Here is an 18,413-nt window from a genome sequence, read left to right as displayed (position 1 = left end):
GATGGGCGCGAAGGCTGGTGGGGTACGCCTGGCGGTATCCCCGGGACGTCGTCCTCGCTCTCGGCTCCTCCCTCGCCGGAATGGCCGTCATGGCGGTCGTCCCGCTGATCACCAAGGTGATCATCGACGACGTGATCGGCAACCACAGTCGCGCCATGGCGCCCTGGGCGGGCACCCTGATCGGCGCGGCCCTGCTGGTCTACGCCCTCACCTACATCCGCCGCTTCTACGGTGGACGGCTCGCCCTCGACGTGCAGCACGACCTGCGCACCGAGATGTACGGCGCGATCACCCGCCTCGACGGCCGTCGCCAGGACGAGTTGTCCACCGGGCAGGTGGTAGGACGGGCCACCAGCGACCTCCAGCTGATCCAGGGCTTGCTCTTCATGCTCCCGATGACCATCGGCAACGTCCTGCTCTTCCTGATCTCTCTGGTGATCATGGCGTGGCTGTCGCTCCCGCTGACCCTGGTCGCCCTCGCCGTCGCGCCGGCGCTCGGATACATAGCCAAGCGCAGCCGCAGCAGGCTCCACCCCGCCACCTGGTTCGCGCAGGCCCAGGCCGCCGCCGTCGCGGGCGTGGTCGACGGCGCCGTCAGCGGCGTACGCGTGGTGAAGGGCTTCGGCCAGGAGGCGCAGGAGACCGGAAAACTGCGGGAGGTCGGGCGCCGGCTCTTCGCCGGACGCCTGCGCACGGTACGACTGAACAGCAAGTACACCCCCGCCCTGCAGGCCGTCCCGGCGCTCGGTCAGGTCGCGATGCTGGCCCTCGGCGGCTGGCTGGCCGTCCGCGGGCACATCACCCTGGGCACCTTCGTCGCCTTCTCCACCTACCTCGCCCAGCTCGTCGGACCGGTCCGCATGCTCGCGGTGGTCCTCACGGTCGGCCAGCAGGCCCGAGCCGGCACCGAGCGGGTGCTGGAACTGATCGACACCGAACCGACACTGAGCGGCGGCACGAAGACCCTGCCCGCCGACGCCCCCGCGACCGTCGAGTTCGACGACGTCTCCTTCGGGTACGGCAGCGGACCCGGGGTCCTGGACGGGCTCAGCTTCGAGATCAGGCCGGGTGAGACCCTCGCCGTCGTCGGTTCCTCCGGCTCCGGCAAGTCCACCCTCTCCCTGCTTCTCCCGCGCTTCTACGACGTCACCCATGGCGCCGTCCTGATCGGCGGCCATGACGTGCGCGAGCTGACCTTGGACTCGCTGCGGTCCGCTATCGGCCTGGTCCCGGAGGACTCCTTCCTCTTCTCCGACACCGTGCGCGCCAACATCGCCTACGGCCGGCCGGACGCCACCCAGGAGGAGATCGAGGCCGCCGCCCGCGCCGCCCAGGCCGACCGCTTCATCAAAGTCCTCCCGAACGGCTACGACACCAAGGTCGGAGAGCATGGCCTCACCCTCTCCGGCGGCCAGCGCCAGCGCGTCGCGCTGGCCCGGGCCCTGCTCACCGACCCGCGCCTGCTGGTCCTGGACGACGCCACCTCGGCCGTGGACGCCCGGGTGGAACACGAGATCCACGAGGCCCTGAAGCAGGTCATGGAAGGCCGCACCACCCTGCTCATCGCCCACCGCCGCTCCACCCTCAACCTCGCCGACCGGATCGCCGTCCTGGACGGCGGCCGGCTCGCCGACCTCGGCACCCACGAGGAACTGCAGCAGAGGTCGGCCCTCTACCGCCGGCTGCTCACCGACCCGGACGAGCTGGGCGGTGTCTCCCCGGGCCATGCCCGCCCGGCCGAGCCGCAGGAGGACACCTCCGTCCGTGAGGAGCTGGACGCCGAGTTCGACGCCGAGCGCGGGGTGACGCCCAGGCTGTGGACCGGCGACCGCGAGCCCAAGGACCTGGCCCTGTCCGGTACCCCGGCCACCCCGGAACTCCTCGCCCAGGTGGAGGCGCTGCCCCCGGCCGCCGACGTCCCCGGCGTCGACGAAGCCCGGGCGGTCCGCCCGGAGGACTCCTACGGCCTGCGCCGCCTGCTGCGGGGCTTCGGCCTCCCCCTCCTTCTCTGCCTGCTGCTGGTTGCCCTGGACGCGGGCGCCGGACTGCTGTTGCCGGTGCTGATCCGACACGGCATCGACCAGGGCGTCAGCAGGACGGCCGTCGGCGCCGTGTGGGCCGCGTCCTTGCTGGGCCTGCTGACCGTGCTGGCGCAGTGGGCCGCGCAGACCGGCGCAACCCTGATGACCGGCCGCACCGGTGAACGCGTCCTCTACGCTCTGCGGCTGAAGATCTTCGCGCAGCTCCAACGGCTCGGCCTCGACTACTACGAGCGCGAGCTGACCGGCCGGATCATGACCCGGATGACGACGGACGTCGATGCGCTGTCGACGTTCCTGCAGACCGGTCTGGTCACGGCGTTCGTCTCGGTCGTCACCTTCTTGGGCATCATGGTCGCCCTGCTGGTGATCGACGTACAGCTCGCCCTGGTCGTCTTCGCGACCCTGCCCCTGCTCGTCGTCGGCACCTTCTTCTTCCGCCGGGCGAGCGTGAAGGCGTACGAGCTCGCCCGTGAACGCGTGTCGTCGGTCAACGCCGACCTCCAGGAGACGGTAGCCGGGCTGCGGATCGTGCAGGCCTTCCAGCGGGAGGGCGACGGCGGGCGGCGGTTCGCCGAGCGCAGTGACGGCTACCGGCGCGCCCGCGTCCGCGGCCAGTGGCTGATATCGGTCTACTTCCCCTTCGTCCAACTGCTGTCCTCGGTCGCCGCGGCATCCGTGCTGATCGCGGGCGCGGACCGGGTGGCGGCGGCCACCCTGACGACGGGTGCGCTCGTCGCCTATCTCCTCTACATCGACCTGTTCTTCGCCCCCGTCCAGCAGCTCTCCCAGGTCTTCGACGGCTACCAGCAGGCCACGGTTTCGCTGGGACGCATCCAGGAGCTGCTGCGCGAGCCGACCTCCACGAGGTCCGCCGAGGAGCCGCTCGACGTCCCCACCCTGCGCGGTGACATCGCCTTCGAGGACGTCCGCTTCGCGTACGGCGCCGACGAGGAGGCGCTGTCCGGCATCGACCTGGTGATCCCGGCCGGGCAGACGGTCGCGTTCGTCGGCGAGACGGGGGCCGGCAAGTCGACGCTGGTGAAACTGGTGGCCCGGTTCTACGACCCCACGGCCGGCCGGGTCACGGTGGACGGCACGGACCTGCGCGCCCTGGACCTCACTAAGTACCGGCACCGGCTCGGGGTCGTGCCGCAGGAGGCGTATCTCTTCCCCGGTACGATCCGCGACGCCATCGCCTACGGCCGCCCCGGGGCCACCGACTCCCAGGTGGAGGCGGCGGCGCGGTCGGTCGGCGCGCACGAGATGATCGCCACGCTGGAGGGCGGCTATCTGCACGAGGTGGCCGAGCGCGGGCGCAACCTCTCGGCGGGCCAGCGCCAGCTGATCGCCCTCGCCCGTGCCGCGCTCGTCGATCCCGACATCCTGCTCCTCGACGAGGCCACGGCTGCCCTTGACCTGGCCACGGAGGCCCAGGTCAACCAGGCCACCGATCGTCTGTCGGGCCGCCGTACGACGCTGGTGGTGGCGCACCGGCTGACCACCGCGGCCCGCGCCGACCGGGTGGTGGTCATGGACCACGGTCGGATCGTGGAGGACGGCACCCACACGGAACTGCTGGCCCGCGGCGGCCGGTACGCCGAGTTGTGGCGGACCTTCGTGGGGCGGTCCGAGCCCGAGGAGCCGGTCGGCGTGTCCCCGTGACCCGGGTCGGCGTGCCCGGGTGACCTCGACGCCCCTCGCTGAGGACACACCGGCGCGTGCCACTGACCGCCGTGCAACCATCCGGCACATCCCACGCGTCGTACATCAGTACGGACGCGCGGCGTGGTACGGGGGAGGACGACAGTGGGCAGTGGTGCGATACGCCGACGGTTGGCGCTCGCTGCGGCCGTGCTGACCGCGTCCGGGGCGCTCGCCTTCACCGCGGCGGGGACCGCGCAGGCCGTCACGGCCCACGGTTGCGCGGGACGCGAGGTGCGGACCCTGCCGTTCCGTACTGGCACCACGTACGTCTACCGGCACGGCGGTTACCTCTGCGTGGTCACGGTCACCAGACGCCCCGGCACCACCAGCACGATGTCCGTCAGCGTGCAGGCGCGCGGCAACCGGCCGGTCGTCGACAAGGGCCGCTACAAGTACTACGCCGGTCCGGTGGTCGTGCACGCCGGTCACCGCTGCGTGCGGATCAAGGGCGCGGTGGGCCGGTATGCCGTCAGTTCGGGCTGGATCCTGTGCTGAGTCCCTGACGGGGTGACCCGCGCCCGGCTTGCGTTCCCGGGTGGCTGACCGTGTACGGCCCCCTCGTCGCCGTCGGTCGAGTGGGTTACGTCCGGCGCGTCCTGCACGTCTCGTACGTCAACCCGTAGCCGATCGGATACAGCACCTGCGTGGAATCGTCCGCCCGCCGCACCGGGACCGGCAGCCTCCCGCGCGGGGACACACGCCCGGCGATCACCCGGGCGGCGGCACGCAGAGCGGTGTCGGTCCAGCAATAGGTCGCCAGGAACCCCTGGACCGCGGGGAAGCAGGCGACGTCGTACGGGTTGCGGACGGCTACCGCCACCACCGGCCTGCCGGTGGCCAGCAACTCCTCCACCAGGGTTTGCTGCGAGCCGTCCGCCATCACGTCGTACGTGGCCACGACCACGGTGTCGGCGTCCCGCGCCGCCGCGACCGCCTCGGCGACGATCGCGTCCGAGGGAGAGCTGCCGGTCGGCAGGGCCGTGGCGGTGAAACCCAGTTCGGCGAGGGCAGTGGCCAGGACGCGGGTGGGAGGTCCGGTGGTGCCGGACGGCGAGGCGGGATCGGCCCCGGCGACCAGCACCCGGTGTCCCGCACGGGGACGGAGGGGGAGCAGGCCGCCCTCGTTGACCAACAGGGTGGTGGTCCGCTCGGCGACTCGGTCGGCGGCAGCCAGGTGGGCCTCGGTTCCCACCACGCGGTCGATGTCCGACCGGCTGGCGTAGGGGTCGTCGAAGAGCCCGAGCCGGGTCTTGAGGCGCAGGATACGCAGGATCGATTCGTCGAGGCGCGCCTCGGTCAGTTCGCCGTTCTGCACGGACTGCAGCACCGCGTGCCAGGCCACGTCGATGGAGGGCGGGTCGAGGAGTTGGTCCGCACCGGCCTTCAGGGCGAGCACCGGCACCCGGTCGTCGCCGTACTTCGTGCGGACGCCCGCCATGCGCAGCGAGTCGGTGACGACGACCCCGTCGTAGCCGAGTTCGCCGCGCAAGATGCCGGTCAGGACCGGGTGGGAGAGGGTGGCCGGGTCGCCGGACGCATCGAGGGCCGGGAACTCGATGTGCGCGGTCATGATCGAGTCGACGCCCGCCGCGATCGCGGCCCGGAACGGCACCGCGTCGAGCGCTTCCCACCGCTTCCGGGTGTGGGTGATGACCGGGAAGCCGTGGTGGCTGTCGACGGAGGTGTCCCCATGGCCGGGGAAGTGCTTGGCGGTCGCCGCGACCCGGGCCCTCTGATAGCCCGTCACCTCGGCGGCCACCAGTGCGGCCACCGCGTCCGGGTCGGCGCCGAAGGACCGCACGCCGATGACCGGGTTGGCCGGGTTGACGTTGACGTCGGCATCGGGGGAGTAGTCCTGGTTGACGCCCATCGCGCGCAGTTCAGCGCCGGAGATCCGGCCGAGGGCGTGGGCGTCGCGGCAGCCGTCGTCCACCCCTCCCCCTCCGCCCCCTTCCTGGAGCAGTACCGTGCGGCCCTGCGCGCCCGCGCCGATCGCCATGGCGCCGGGGAAGAGGGTCGCGGGTCTGCCGATCCGGCAGACCGCCCCGTGCTCCTGGTCGGCCGCGATCAGCACCGGCAGTCCGCGCGGCTGGTCCAGGGAGGCTCGTTGGATGCCGTTGGACAGGTCCGCGATCTGGTGCGGGTTGCGGGTGTTGTGCGCCCAGGTGAAGTAGATGACCCCACCGACCCGGTACCTCGCGATCAGCTCGGCGGCGGTTCGGACCCCGGCCTCCGCCAGGTTGGCATCGACGTCGGACTGGTCGGGGGCGGTGGCGGAGTGGCCGTAGACCCGCATCACGAAGAGCTGGCCGACCTTCTCCGGGAGCGTCATCCGGGAGATCAGGGCGCGCAGCCGGCTGTCGTCGGGCGCGGTGGTGCTAGCCGCCGTCGGTACCGTCAGCGCGGCGGTGAGACCCGCGGTCGCGGCGAGGACGGCTCGTCTGGAGGGCCGTGCGGTTCCTTGGGGACTCCCCGCGCTGCCTACGACTCCTGAGCTCCCCCCGTGCCCCGTGCTCTCCGCACGTCCCGTGAACTCCGTGAGGTCCTCGTTTCCCGGGGTTCCCGTGGCTCCCGCGTTGCCCGCGTCCCCTGCGACGTGTGAGTTTCCCGGGGTTCCCGTCCTGGTGTCGTGCACGCGCACTCCTTCCGGAGGAGAACCACTGAAGGAAACTCCCGAGAAGCCTCCAGCGCCCGGGAAGTCCCTTTCCGTCACGGAAACGCACAGTACCCGCGGGAAGGATCACCCCGGCGCAGCGGAGGGGGCGTGCCGGCAAAAGGCCGCTCTCCGCGCCAGCGACACTCCCCGCGTGACGTGTCCCACCGCGTCCTGCGCCGCCTCGTCCAGCAGCCGCAGGAAGCGGGTGTGACCGGCGCGTGGCGGTGCCCCCGATCCCCGTCGACGGAGCGTTGCCGCACACGCCCGCCCGTCACCCCCGTGGCACCCCCGTGGATCCCCGCACCATCAACTCCCCCCGAACCGAGGCGATCCCCCCGGGCGGCGGCTCCTCGCGCCCCATCGCGACGCGTCCGGCCCGGGCACTTGTCTCCGACAGCGGCAACCGCACCGTCGTGAGGGAGGGCACCACGTCGATGCTGAAGGGGAGGTCGTCGAACCCGGCCACCGACACGTCGTCCGGGATGCGCAGTCCCGAATCCCGCAGTGCCGCGCACGCCCCCAGCGCCACGGAATCGTTCGCGGCCACGATCGCCGTCAGGGACGGGTCGCGGCGCAGCAGTTCCAGGGTGGCCTCGTAGCCCGACCGGCGGTCGTACCGGCCGTGTACGGTCCAGTTCGGCTCCTCCTCGACACCGGCCGCCGCCAGCGCCGCGCGATGGCCCTCCAGCCGGTGTTGGGTCGTCGTGCGTTCCGCGGGGCCGGCGATGTAGCCGAGGTGGCGGTGACCGAGGCCGATCAGGTGCTCGGTCAGCGCGCGGGCGCCCTCGCGGTTGTCGAAGGTCAGGGCTATGGCCTCGGTGCCGGGTACGGGCGGGCGACCACACAGCACCACCCGGGTCCCGGCGTCCCCCAGTTTCCGCATCTTCGCCGCGACCGCCGCCGCGTGCGGCGCGTCCTTGACGGCGCCGCCGGTCAGCACCACGGCCGCCGCCCGCTGCCGCTGGAGCAGGGTCAGGTACGTCAGCTCGCGCTCGGGACAGCCGCCGGTGCTGCAGACGACCGCGAGTCGTTCGCCGCCCGCCCGCCCGCCCGGTCCCGTGATCTCGGACTGGATCGCGCTCGCCATGATCCCGAAGAACGGGTCGGCGATGTCGTTGACGAGGATGCCGACCAGGTCGGAGGTGGCGGCGGCGAGCGAGCTGGCCGGGCCGTTGAGGACGTAGTCCAGTTCGTCCACCGCCCGCAGTACGCGTTCGCGGGTCGAAGCGGCGACCGGATAGTTGCCGTTCAGTACGCGCGACACCGTCGCGGGGGAGACCTGGGCGCGGGCCGCCACGTCCGCCAGGGTCACCGTCATCTCGTCGTCCTCCGGTCACGCATCACGTCGTACGCCCTCGTAGACAGCCAGGCCCCGACCCTGGTTCCGAGAGACGTTCGAGCAGACCTTAAGGCCACCGGCCCTGGTTGTTCGCCACCTCGAACGACTCGAAGAGGACACGGTCTTGTAGCGGCCTCTGTCCGGGAGCCGGCTTCTCCTCCCGACCGCGCCGACGCGGCCGACCGGATCGCGCTTCCAGCTCGTCGACTGGACGACCTCGTTACTGGAAGGCGCCCGTCGTTACGGGAAGGCGTCCGTCAGCGGTGGCGGCCAGGTCCTGGACGGCCTCATCGGCGTCCGGAAGCGGAGGGAGTGCGCGGAGGCCGCCGGGTGCACCGGCCCTATCGAGGCCGAGCTCTTCAACGAGCGGCTGTGGGCCCGACAGCGGCGGGAGATGCCGGTGGAGATGCCGGTGGAGACGGTGGTGGAGACGGTGGTGCGATGCGTCGAGTACGCGATGTGACGGTCGGCCGGCGCCGCGCTGGTCGGACACGCGCCGCCGGCCGGGCGAACCCGGCCCGGAAGCGCTGGAGGAGGAGCCGGCAGGCGGTACGAGGTCCGCCCACGGCCGCTTCTCATTCTCCGGCGAACAGTTCCCTCGCGTCCGCGGCGTGCACAGCCCGTTGAGCCCATGCTTCGAGCTGGGCGAGGTCCGTGCAGGCCTGTACTCGTTCGCGGACCGTGTCGGTCACGGGGATGCCGCGCCATTGCAGGATGCGCAGGGTCATCTCCTGGCGATCCTCGACCCGCCCTTCCTCCCGCCCTTCTTCTCGCCCTTCTTCTCGCACTTGTTCTGCCAGGGGGTGTCGCCAGAAGTACTGGATCGCCGTCATCAGATCCCTCCACATCTGCTTCGCCTGGGGGTCGGCCAGGCAGGAGTCGACGAACTGCACGAAGACTGCGGCGCTGTCGCGGTCGATGGTCCGCAGGGCGGCTGCCAGGGATTCCAGTATGGCCGCAGCCCGCGGTCCGCGTCCGTGCGTCATCGCCGAGAGCACCGCGAGGGGGACGTCCTGTTCGGCCTGCCGCTCGTCGGTGATCACGGGTACGTTGTCCGGGCCGAGCACCAGGGGCCGTACGGTCAGCGAATGCCAGTCCCGGAACCCGAACCGGATCGGGCGGGACGCCCAGCGCGCCGTGGCACTGCTCTGGGTGATCACGATGAGCACCGGTTCGCACCGGTACTTTTCGTAGAGGTAGGAGAGGTAGTACGGCCAGCTGCCCCGCTTGCGCTCGTCCGCCTTCCCTTGGGACTCCACCACCAGCAGATAGGGCACGGCGGCACACCGTGACCGCTCGCGGGTCATTGGGGATGTAGAGGGGTGTAGTCCAGGGGGTCGTTTTCAGGCATGCGCGATCAACTCCATTGGTTGAGTGGGGATTTCGCATGCGGTGGCAGTGCCGCAGCCGTCATGGCAGGGCGGAGCGGTGCACTTCCGCTGCGTGCGCGATGCGTCACTGACGGTAGGTCTTGCCTGTAATCCCAAGCAAGCTGATCGCGTAATCTGCCCTCGAACGAGTCGTGTTGTTGGCTGTATTGATGCAAGGAGCGGCGGATGGTCCTCAGACGCGAACCAACCGCGCGCCAGTCGCGTCTGGGAGTCGAGTTGCGCAAGCTCCGCGAGGCGGCGGGACTTACCGCCGTCGAGGCGGCAGCGCTGCTCGGCGTGAACAGGGTCCAGATCAGCCAGATCGAATCAGGGTTCGCTGGTGTGAGCGAACAGCGACTGCGTCGCCTCGCATCCCACTACGCCTGCACGGACCAGGTGTTCGTCGACGCCCTCATCGCTGTGGCGACCGATCGGACTCGGGGATGGTGGGAGAGGTATCGGGATCTGCTGCCGACGTCCTTCCTGGACCTCGCCGAACTGGAACATCACGCCTTGTTCCTGAACGAGGTGGCGATCCTCTATGTGCCGGGCCTGCTTCAGACAGAGGACTACGCCCGCGCCGTCTTCTCTGCTCGTGTGCCTGAACTTGCGCAGGACGAGATGGAACTGCGCGTGCAGCATCGGCTGAGGCGTCAGTCGATCACCGTGCCGTACGAGTTGCTGGTCCACGAGGCGGCACTGCGCATCAGAGTCAGCGACCGTACAGCCTCCCGTGCCCAACTCGGCAAGGTGCTCGAAGTGTCACAGTCGGACAACATCACCGTGCGTGTCATCCCCTTCGACCTGGACGGCTTCGCCAGGGCCGCCAGTTCGATGACGTACGTGGGCGGCGCTGTTCCCAAGCTGGACACGGTGGTGCGAGACGTTCCCCATGGCTCGGCGTTCATCGATTCCGAAGCGCAACTCGGCGCCTTTCGAACGCGTTTCCGTAAAGTGGAGGCTGTGTCGCTCGATCCCGACCGGTCGCGCGACTTCATCCACAGGCTGGCGAAAGAGCTGTGAGGCACTCCATGGATATGCCCGGCAACTGGCGGAAGTCGTCCTACTCGGGGCCTGACGACGGCAACGCCTGCGTGGAGATCGCCACCACCTCCACCCGCACGGCCGTCCGCGACTCCAAGGCCCCAGCCCGAGCCACCCTCACCTTCCCCGCCGCCGTCTTCACCGCCTTCCTCGAAGCCCTGAAAGAGCCTCGGGCCAGGAGGTAGGCGGCTCGCAGGCGGCGGGAGTGTGTGGCGCCGGGACGTGGAACTGCCCCGTGGTCTCCGGATGCGCGGTCTCGGGGAACACCGTCCCTGCCCGTGCGGCCACACCGCAGGGAACGACGAGAACCGCCGGAAACCCCCCCATCGCACTGGCGATCTACCGTCCCCAGCGTCGCCTGTTCGGAGAGAGGCCTCGCCGTCCTGGTCAGGCGAGATCCGTCAAGTCCTCCGCGAACACCTGTGACAGAGGCTGCGGTCCCACATAGCGCTGGCAGTTGCACTGACCAGCCTCGTAACGCAGCGGCTTCTTGTTCTCGTCCCAGGCCACCGGCACCTCGACGCGCTCGTGGCACCGGCCCTGCTTGTCATGTTTGGCGAGATGGTGCGTGCATCCGCACACCGGCTCCGGAGACTTGTTCGCTGCTTCGACGGCCAAGCGTTCCTGTCTCGCCGCCTCCAGCAACTGCACCTTGCGCTCATGCCGATTGCGCAGTGCGGTGCGGATGTTGTCAGCTGCCCACGCGAAGCCACCCGTCCAGAAGACGATGAGAACCCACCAGAGCCAGTCCATCCGCTATCCCCTCCCCCTGTGCCACTGCGAACCAGCATAGATGGCTCATCGGAAATCGCGTTCGCGTTGACATGCAGGCCTCGGACACAGCCCCTGAGGGCCGACATACGCCCCGGCCTCACCGCAGCTGACGCGAGGGCTGGGCGGGTCGGCTCGTGTCACACCGCACCGGTACCGTCGGGTCATGGATCGACAGGCGGGGACCCAGTCCGGCGAACGCCGGCTTGCTGTGCTCGACGGTGTGCTGGAGCGGATCACCTACGCCAACGAGGAGAACGGCTACACGGTGGCCCGGGTCGACACGGGCAGAGGCGCCGGAGATCTCCTTACGGTCGTGGGCGCGCTGCTCGGTGCCCAGGTGGGGGAGTCCCTGCGCATGGAGGGCCGCTGGGGATCGCACCCCCAGTACGGCAAGCAGTTCCACGTGGAGAACTACACGACCGTCCTGCCCGCCACGGTCCAGGGCATCCGGCGCTATCTCGGCTCGGGACTGGTCAAGGGCATCGGCCCGGTCTTCGCCGACCGGATCACGCAGCACTTCGGCCTGGACACCCTGCAGATCATCGAGGAGGAGCCGAAGCGGCTCATCGAGGTTCCCGGCCTCGGTCCCAAACGCACCAAGAAGATCGCCGACGCCTGGGAGGAGCAGAAGGCGATCAAGGAGGTCATGCTCTTCCTGCAGACCGTCGAGGTGTCCACGTCGATCGCCGTGCGGATCTACAAGAAGTACGGGGACGCGTCGATCTCCGTCGTCAAGAACCACCCTTACCGGCTCGCCGCCGACGTCTGGGGCATCGGCTTCCTCACCGCCGACAAGATCGCCCAGTCCGTCGGCATCCCGCACGACAGCCCGGAGCGGGTCAAGGCCGGTCTGCAGTACGCGCTGTCCCAGTCTGCTGACCAGGGAAACTGCTACCTGCCCGAGGAACGGCTGATCGCCGACGCAGTCAAGCTGCTCCAGGTCGACACGGGGCTGGTCATCGAGTGCCTCGCCGAGCTGGCCCAGCCGGGGGAGGACGGCACCGAACCGGGCGTCGTGCGGGAGAAGGTCCCCGGACCGGGCGGCGACGACTCCGAACCCGTCACCGCCGTCTACCTCGTCCCCTTCCACCGCGCCGAGCTCTCCCTCTCCGCCCAGTTGCTGCGCCTGCTGCGTACGGACGAGGACCGGATGCCGGCCTTCCGGGACGTGGAGTGGACGCAGGCGCTCGGCTGGCTGAAGTCCCGGACCGGTGCGGACCTCGCTGCGGAGCAGGAGGCCGCCGTGAAGCTGGCGCTGACCGAGAAGGTCGCCGTACTGACCGGTGGACCCGGCTGTGGCAAGTCCTTCACCGTCCGCTCGATCGTGGAGCTGGCCCGCGCCAAGCGTGCCAAGGTGCTCCTCGCCGCGCCGACCGGCCGCGCGGCCAAGCGCCTGGCGGAGCTGACCGGTGCCGAGGCCTCCACCGTGCACCGTCTGCTGGAGCTGAAGCCCGGTGGTGACGCGGCCTACGACAAGGACCGCCCGCTGGAGGCCGACCTGGTGGTCGTGGACGAGGCCTCCATGTTGGACCTGCTGCTCGCCAACAAGCTGGTCAAGGCCGTGCCCCCGGGTGCCCACCTGCTCTTCGTCGGGGACGTGGACCAGTTGCCCAGCGTCGGCGCCGGTGAAGTCCTCCGCGACCTGCTCGCCGATGGCAGCCCCGTCCCCGCAGTCCGGCTCACCCGTGTCTTCCGGCAGGCCCAGCAGTCGGGCGTGGTCACCAACGCGCACCGGATCAACGCCGGCCGGCATCCGCTCACCGACGGTCTGAAGGACTTCTTCCTCTTCGTCGAGGACGACACGGAGGAAGCCGGCCGGCTCACCGTGGACGTGGCCGCGCGGCGGGTTCCCGGCAAGTTCGGGCTCGACCCGCGCCGGGATGTGCAGGTGCTGGCGCCGATGCACCGGGGGCCGGCCGGTGCGGGCACGCTCAACGGCCTTCTCCAGCAGGCCATCACACCCGGCCGGCCGGACCTGCCGGAGAAGCGCTTCGGCGGCCGGGTCTTCCGTGTCGGCGACAAGGTCACCCAGATCCGCAACAATTATGAGAAAGGGGAGAATGGTGTCTTCAACGGCACCGTGGGCGTCGTCACCTCGCTCGATCCGGTCGACCAGCGTCTGACGGTGCTGACGGACGAGGACGAGGAGGTTCCGTACGAGTTCGACGAACTGGACGAGCTTGCGCACGCGTACGCGGTGACCATCCATCGGTCACAGGGGAGTGAATATCCCGCCGTGGTGATCCCGGTCACCACCGGTGCGTGGATGATGCTCCAGCGGAACCTGCTCTACACGGCGGTCACCCGGGCGAAGCAGCTGGTCGTGCTCGTCGGCTCGCGCAGGGCGATCGGGCAGGCGGTGCGCACGGTGTCGGCGGGGCGGCGCTGTACGGCCCTCGACTTCAGGTTGGCGTCACCCGGGGGCAGGCTGGATGTCACTGGTCGGGCGGTTAGCGGACGGACTTGAGGCGGCATCACAAAAAATGATCGATCAAACGAGTCGTGAAGGTCACAGAACACTTCCAGATGCCATGCGGAGCGGGCAGGATGAGCAGGTTGGCGGCACTGAGTGCCGTCAATAGGCCCAATGGTCGACCCCGAGTGCACTCTCCTGAGCCAAATGGGGGATGGTAGAGACAGTCAGGGCACCTCGAAGATGAGGCACTACGTCGGTGAGGGAAGACGTGAGCGACAACTCTGTAGTACTGCGGTACGGCGACGGCGAGTACACCTACCCGGTGGTCGACAGCACTGTCGGCGACAAGGGCTTCGACATCGGGAAGCTCCGCGCCCAGACCGGTCTGGTGACTCTGGACAGCGGCTACGGCAACACGGCCGCCTATAAATCCGCCGTCACCTACCTCGATGGTGAGGCTGGCGTCCTGCGCTACCGCGGCTACCCGATCGAGCAGCTGGCCGAGCGCTCCACCTTCCTGGAGGTGGCGTACCTGCTGATCAACGGTGAGCTGCCCACCGTCGACGAGCTGACGACGTTCAAGAACGACATCACGCGGCACACCCTGCTGCACGAGGACGTCAAGAACTTCTACAAGGGCTTCCCGCGCGACGCCCACCCGATGGCCATGCTGTCCTCGGTCGTCTCGGCGCTGTCCACGTTCTACCAGGACAGCCACAACCCGTTCGACGACAGGCAGCGCAGCCTCTCCACGATCCGGCTGCTCGCCAAGCTCCCCACCATCGCCGCGTACGCGTACAAGAAGTCGATCGGCCACCCGTTCGTCTACCCGCGCAACGACCTCGGCTACGTCGAGAACTTCCTCCGCATGACCTTCTCGGTGCCGGCCGACGAGTTCGAGCCGGACCCGGTCGTGGTGGCCGCGCTGGACAAACTGCTGATCCTGCACGCCGACCACGAGCAGAACTGCTCGACCTCCACGGTCCGCCTGGTCGGCTCCTCGCAGGCCAACATGTTCGCGTCGATCTCCGCCGGCATCAGCGCCCTGTGGGGTCCTCTGCACGGCGGCGCCAACCAGTCCGTGCTGGAGATGCTGGAGGGCATCCGCGACTCCGGCTCCGGCGTCGACACCTTCATCCGCAAGGTGAAGAACAAGGAGGACGGCGTCCGGCTGATGGGCTTCGGCCACCGGGTCTACAAGAACTTCGACCCGCGTGCCCGCATCATCAAGGCCGCCGCGCACGACGTGCTGTCCGCGCTGGGCAAGGAGGACGAGCTCCTCGACATCGCCCTGAAGCTGGAGGAGCACGCGCTGTCCGACGACTACTTCGTCGAGCGCAAGCTGTACCCGAACGTCGACTTCTACACGGGCCTGATCTACCGGGCCATGGGCTTCCCGACCGAGATGTTCACGGTTCTGTTCGCCCTCGGACGCCTGCCGGGCTGGATCGCCCAGTGGACCGAGATGATCAAGGAGCCGGGCTCCCGCATCGGCCGCCCGCGCCAGATCTACACGGGTGTCGTCGAGCGCGACTTCGTGCCGGTCGAGGAGCGCTGAGCGCGCCGACGGCGCAGCGCTGAACCACATTGACGGTGGTGGAACCACCTTGACGGTGAGGGCCTGTCCGCTCGGCAGGCTCTGAGCCGTGTCTCTCCGGCTGGCGCCAGCCTCCGACGACGTGCGGTGAGCGCGTCCGGGGAACGGGTGCGGCAGCCGGATCCGCAGCCGGATCGAGCGGCACAGCCGGGATCGAGCCGCGCGAGTGGAAGCGCTCAGCTGTACAAGAACATAGGTGGAAGGCGCCCTGAGACGCCGGTCCCCCCACGGGCCGACGACCAGGGCGCCTTCCCATGTCCCGGTGCGGATTCCCCCCACGGGATCCGGCCGGGCGCTCGGAGAGGACAGCGCCTGAATCGCTGTCTGAGCGCAACGAGCAAAACTCGCCGCACTTCCCTCGTGCTCCAGTGACGCGGTGCGACCTGCCGGGACAGCGCACGCTGGGAGGGCCGCTCAAAGCTTCCCGGTGTACGTGCCCCGGCAACGCATCTCTGAGGTAGTCCCCCAAGACAACCCCAGATGCCGGTGGGCGCCCCCCAAGACGCCGAACCGACACCGCCAACTTAGACCTTCGAACCCCTTCGATGGTTACGTTCGCATCACTGTGATCTGCGTCTCTTGCATATGTCCCTTAAGTGCGCAAGAGCTCCCGATACGGCGTTCGGGATCCCAGCGTAAGGATGATGCGCGAGCCTTGTGAAGAGCTTATGTGAGGCTCTCACCGGACTCTAGGGGGGCCTCCCCCTTCGGTCCCGCCGGATCCCCGGCGGGACCGAAGGGCTCACTGGAGGGACGTGGGCCCGTTCACCGGAAACTCCGCAGGCGCAGGCTGTTGGTCACCACGAACACCGAGGAGAAGGCCATCGCGGCCCCGGCGATCATGGGGTTGAGTAGCCCCGCGGCGGCCAGTGGCAATGCGGCGACGTTGTATCCGAAGGCCCACACCAGATTGCCCTTGATGGTGGCGAGGGTGCGCCGGGCGAGCCGGATGGCGTCCGCGGCCACCCGCAGGTCCCCGCGCACCAGCGTCAGGTCGCTCGCCTCGATCGCCGCGTCCGTGCCCGTGCCCATGGCGAGGCCCAGGTCCGCGGTGGCGAGCGCGGCCGCGTCGTTGACCCCGTCGCCGACCATGGCCACGGTCCGTCCCTCGTGCTGCAGCCGCCGGACGACGTCCACCTTGTCCTCGGGAAGCACCTCGGCGATCACCTCGTCGATGCCGACGGTCTTCGCGACCGCCTCGGCGACCGTCCGGTTGTCCCCGGTGAGCAGGACAGGGGTGAGTCCGAGGGCACGCAGTTCGCGCACCGCCTCGGTGCTGGTCTCCTTGACCGCGTCGGCGACCGCGAGGACCCCGCGGACCCGGCCGTCCCAGCCGGCCACGACCGCCGTGCGGCCCTCCTGCTCGGCCCGGCGCGCCGCGCGGGCCAGCTCCTCCGGCAGATCGGTGGTGTTCTCCGCGAGTCGCCCCACGGCCACCTCACGGCCGTCCACCCGCCCACGTACGCCCCGTCCGGGCACGTTCTGGAAGTCCTCCGCCTCCGGCAGCTGCCCGGTGCGCTCCGCGGCACCCGCGGCGATCGCCTGGGCGATGGGGTGTTCGGAGGCCTGCTCCAGCGCGCCGGCGAGACGCAGCACCTCCGTGTCGTCCTCGCCGTCCGCGGCGTACACCGACTGGAGGGTCATCCGGCCGGTGGTGACGGTGCCGGTCTTGTCGAGGACGACGGTGTCCACCCGACGCGTGGACTCCAGCACCTCGGGTCCCTTGATCAGGATGCCGAGCTGCGCGCCGCGCCCGGTGCCGACCATCAGCGCGGTCGGCGTGGCGAGGCCCAGCGCGCAGGGGCAGGCGATGATCAGCACGGCGACCGCAGCCGTGAACGCGGCCACGGTGTCCCCGGTCACGCCCAGCCAGACGCCGAAGGTGCCGAGCGCGATGAGGATCACCACGGGGACGAAGACGGCGGAGACGCGGTCGGCGAGCCGCTGCACCTCCGCCTTGCCGTTCTGGGCGTCCTCCACCAGCTTCGCCATCCGGGCGAGCTGGGTGTTGGCGCCGACCCGGGTGGCCTCGACCACCAGCCGCCCGCCCGCGTTGACCGTGGCGCCGGTGACCTGGTCGCCGGGGCCGACGTCCACCGGCACGGACTCGCCGGTCAGCATGGACGCGTCCACCGCGGAGACGCCCTCCACCACGGTCCCGTCGGTGGCGATCTTCTCGCCGGGACGCACGACGAACCGGTCGCCGACCGCGAGGGAGGCCACCGGGACGCGCACCTCGCGTCCGTCCCGCAGCACGGCCACGTCCTTGGCGCCCAGCTCCATCAGGGCCTTCAGAGCCGCGCCGGCGCGCCGCTTGGACCGGGCCTCCAGGTAGCGCCCGAGCAGGATCAGTGCGACGACCCCGGCGGCGGCCTCCAGATAGATGGTGGAGGCGCCGTCGGCGCGCGAGACGGTGAAGCGGAACTCGTCGTGCAGACCGGGCACGCCGGCGTCGCCGAAGAACAGCGCCCACAGCGACCAGCCGAACGCGGCGAGCGTGCCGACCGAGACGAGGGTGTCCATGGTGGCGGCGCCGTGCCGGGCGTTGGCCCAGGCGGCCCGGTGGAAGGGTGCGCCGCCCCAGACGACGACGGGTGCGGCGAGCGTGAGCGCGAGCCACTGCCAGTTGTCGAACTGGAGCGCGGGGACCATCGAGAGCAGGACGACGGGCGCGGCGAGCAGCGCGGAGACGAGCAGGCGGTGCCGCAGAGCGCCGAGTTCCGGGTCCTGCTCGGGGGTTTCCGGGGCGGCCTCGGGCACGGGCTCCGGCGGCGGGGGCTCCTCGGCGGTGTAGCCGGTCTTTTCCACGGTGGCGATCAGATCGGCGATCTGCACGCCGTGGGCGTAGGTGACCTTCGCCTTCTCGGTGGCGAAGTTGACGGTGGCGCTTACCCCGTCCATCCGGTTGAGTTTCTTCTCCACCCGCGCGGCACAGGAGGCGCAGGTCATCCCGCCGATCAACAGTTCGGTCTCGGACGTCGCGTCCGTGGTTCCCGTCGTGCCCGCGGTACCGGCGGTACCCGTGGCTCCCGTGGTCATGGCCGTCTCTGCGGCCCTGGTGCTGGTCATGCCCGGACTCCAGACATCGGACCGGGCCGTACGGAACCAGTATCAGCTGGTCGGCGCAGCCCGGTCGGGGAATGGGTGGTACAGCTGCTGGTCAGGCCCTGCCGGCCAGCTCGAAACCGGCTTCGTCCACGGCGGCGCGTACGGCCTCGTCGTCCAGCGCGGCGGTTGAGGCGACGGTCACCTCGCCGGTCGACGCGACGGCCTTCACCGAGGTGACCCCGGGAATCTGGGAGATCTCGCCGGAGACGGAGCCCTCGCAGTGGCCACAGCTCATGCCGGTCACCTTGTAGACGGTGGTGACGGAGCCCGGGGTGTCGGTCTGGGCGGTCATGTTGTTACTCCTCGTCGGGACGTGTGGGGCCAGTGGGGTCCGAGGGGGATCCCACGCTGCTCAGAGTATAC

The 18,413-nt window shown here is 69.9% G+C and carries 12 protein-coding genes; 6 read left to right on the top strand and 6 right to left on the bottom strand.

What is annotated here, in order from left to right; all coding sequences use genetic code 11:
- Positions 1 to 17: 17 nt before the first annotated feature.
- Both LK06_RS10655 and LK06_RS10650 read left to right on the top strand, forming a co-directional pair.
- A complete protein-coding gene (locus LK06_RS10655) occupies positions 18 to 3,704 on the top strand; it encodes an ABC transporter ATP-binding protein (protein ID WP_425319688.1) in 3,687 nt (1,228 codons plus the stop codon).
- A 144-nt stretch (positions 3,705 to 3,848) separates the two neighbouring features.
- The gene (locus LK06_RS10650) at positions 3,849 to 4,241 is read left to right on the top strand and encodes a hypothetical protein (RefSeq protein WP_039649225.1); all 393 of its coding nucleotides are present in this window, start codon (positions 3,849 to 3,851) and stop codon (positions 4,239 to 4,241) included.
- Positions 4,242 to 4,326: 85 nt separating this feature from the next.
- Here LK06_RS10650 and LK06_RS10645 read toward each other — a convergent pair whose 3' ends face one another.
- The 3 genes from LK06_RS10645 to LK06_RS10635 form a co-directional block, all read right to left on the bottom strand.
- A complete protein-coding gene (locus LK06_RS10645) occupies positions 4,327 to 6,147 on the bottom strand; it encodes a glycoside hydrolase family 3 protein (protein ID WP_052269744.1) in 1,821 nt (606 codons plus the stop codon).
- 526 nt (positions 6,148 to 6,673) lie between these two features.
- The gene (locus LK06_RS10640; protein ID WP_039649224.1) at positions 6,674 to 7,720 is read right to left on the bottom strand and encodes a LacI family DNA-binding transcriptional regulator; all 1,047 of its coding nucleotides are present in this window, start codon (positions 7,718 to 7,720) and stop codon (positions 6,674 to 6,676) included.
- A 596-nt stretch (positions 7,721 to 8,316) separates the two neighbouring features.
- Complete coding sequence (locus LK06_RS10635) at positions 8,317 to 9,018, bottom strand: hypothetical protein (protein ID WP_234367394.1); 702 nt, start codon at positions 9,016 to 9,018, stop codon at positions 8,317 to 8,319.
- 279 nt (positions 9,019 to 9,297) lie between these two features.
- On the opposite strand from LK06_RS10635, the gene LK06_RS10630 reads away from it, so the two are divergent.
- Both LK06_RS10630 and LK06_RS10625 read left to right on the top strand, forming a co-directional pair.
- Positions 9,298 to 10,134, top strand: a complete 837-nt coding sequence (locus LK06_RS10630; protein WP_039649222.1) for a helix-turn-helix domain-containing protein — start codon at positions 9,298 to 9,300, stop codon at positions 10,132 to 10,134.
- A gap of 8 nt (positions 10,135 to 10,142) precedes the next feature.
- Complete coding sequence (locus tag LK06_RS10625; protein WP_039649219.1) at positions 10,143 to 10,340, top strand: DUF397 domain-containing protein; 198 nt, start codon at positions 10,143 to 10,145, stop codon at positions 10,338 to 10,340.
- A gap of 202 nt (positions 10,341 to 10,542) precedes the next feature.
- Here the strand turns inward: LK06_RS10625 and LK06_RS10620 are convergent, their stop codons facing one another.
- Positions 10,543 to 10,908: a hypothetical protein gene (locus tag LK06_RS10620; protein ID WP_039649217.1), complete on the bottom strand. Its 366-nt coding sequence runs from the start codon at positions 10,906 to 10,908 to the stop codon at positions 10,543 to 10,545.
- A gap of 184 nt (positions 10,909 to 11,092) precedes the next feature.
- Here LK06_RS10620 and recD2 point away from each other — a divergent pair, with 184 nt between their 5' ends.
- Positions 11,093 to 13,396, top strand: coding sequence for an SF1B family DNA helicase RecD2 (recD2, locus tag LK06_RS10615; RefSeq protein ID WP_052269741.1), 2,304 nt, complete (start codon positions 11,093 to 11,095; stop codon positions 13,394 to 13,396).
- A gap of 217 nt (positions 13,397 to 13,613) precedes the next feature.
- A complete protein-coding gene (locus LK06_RS10610) occupies positions 13,614 to 14,903 on the top strand; it encodes a citrate synthase (RefSeq protein ID WP_039649214.1) in 1,290 nt (429 codons plus the stop codon).
- An 804-nt stretch (positions 14,904 to 15,707) separates the two neighbouring features.
- Here LK06_RS10610 and LK06_RS10605 read toward each other — a convergent pair.
- Both LK06_RS10605 and LK06_RS10600 read right to left on the bottom strand, forming a co-directional pair.
- Complete coding sequence (locus LK06_RS10605) at positions 15,708 to 18,011, bottom strand: heavy metal translocating P-type ATPase (RefSeq protein WP_374208113.1); 2,304 nt, start codon at positions 18,009 to 18,011, stop codon at positions 15,708 to 15,710.
- A gap of 91 nt (positions 18,012 to 18,102) precedes the next feature.
- The gene (locus tag LK06_RS10600; RefSeq protein ID WP_039649212.1) at positions 18,103 to 18,342 is read right to left on the bottom strand and encodes a heavy-metal-associated domain-containing protein; all 240 of its coding nucleotides are present in this window, start codon (positions 18,340 to 18,342) and stop codon (positions 18,103 to 18,105) included.
- Between the last annotated feature and the right edge of the window lie 71 nt (positions 18,343 to 18,413).

The organism is Streptomyces pluripotens (assembly GCF_000802245.2).
In the GTDB taxonomy this organism is placed as follows: Bacteria; Actinomycetota; Actinomycetes; order Streptomycetales; family Streptomycetaceae; genus Streptomyces; species Streptomyces pluripotens.
The sequence above is the reverse complement of the archived record's forward strand: the minus strand, read 5'-3'. Positions and strand labels throughout refer to the sequence as shown.

Excerpts from the sequence above, each read along its gene's own strand:
- LK06_RS10605 (WP_374208113.1), bottom strand. The coding sequence starts at position 18,011 with ATGACCAGCACCAGGGCCGCAGAGACGGCCATGACCACGGGAGCCACG.
- LK06_RS10600 (WP_039649212.1), bottom strand. The coding sequence starts at position 18,342 with ATGACCGCCCAGACCGACACCCCGGGCTCCGTCACCACCGTCTACAAG.
- recD2 (WP_052269741.1), top strand. The coding sequence starts at position 11,093 with ATGGATCGACAGGCGGGGACCCAGTCCGGCGAACGCCGGCTTGCTGTG.
- LK06_RS10625 (WP_039649219.1), top strand. The coding sequence starts at position 10,143 with ATGGATATGCCCGGCAACTGGCGGAAGTCGTCCTACTCGGGGCCTGAC.
- LK06_RS10620 (WP_039649217.1), bottom strand. The coding sequence starts at position 10,908 with ATGGACTGGCTCTGGTGGGTTCTCATCGTCTTCTGGACGGGTGGCTTC.
- LK06_RS10630 (WP_039649222.1), top strand. The coding sequence starts at position 9,298 with ATGGTCCTCAGACGCGAACCAACCGCGCGCCAGTCGCGTCTGGGAGTC.
- LK06_RS10640 (WP_039649224.1), bottom strand. The coding sequence starts at position 7,720 with ATGACGGTGACCCTGGCGGACGTGGCGGCCCGCGCCCAGGTCTCCCCC.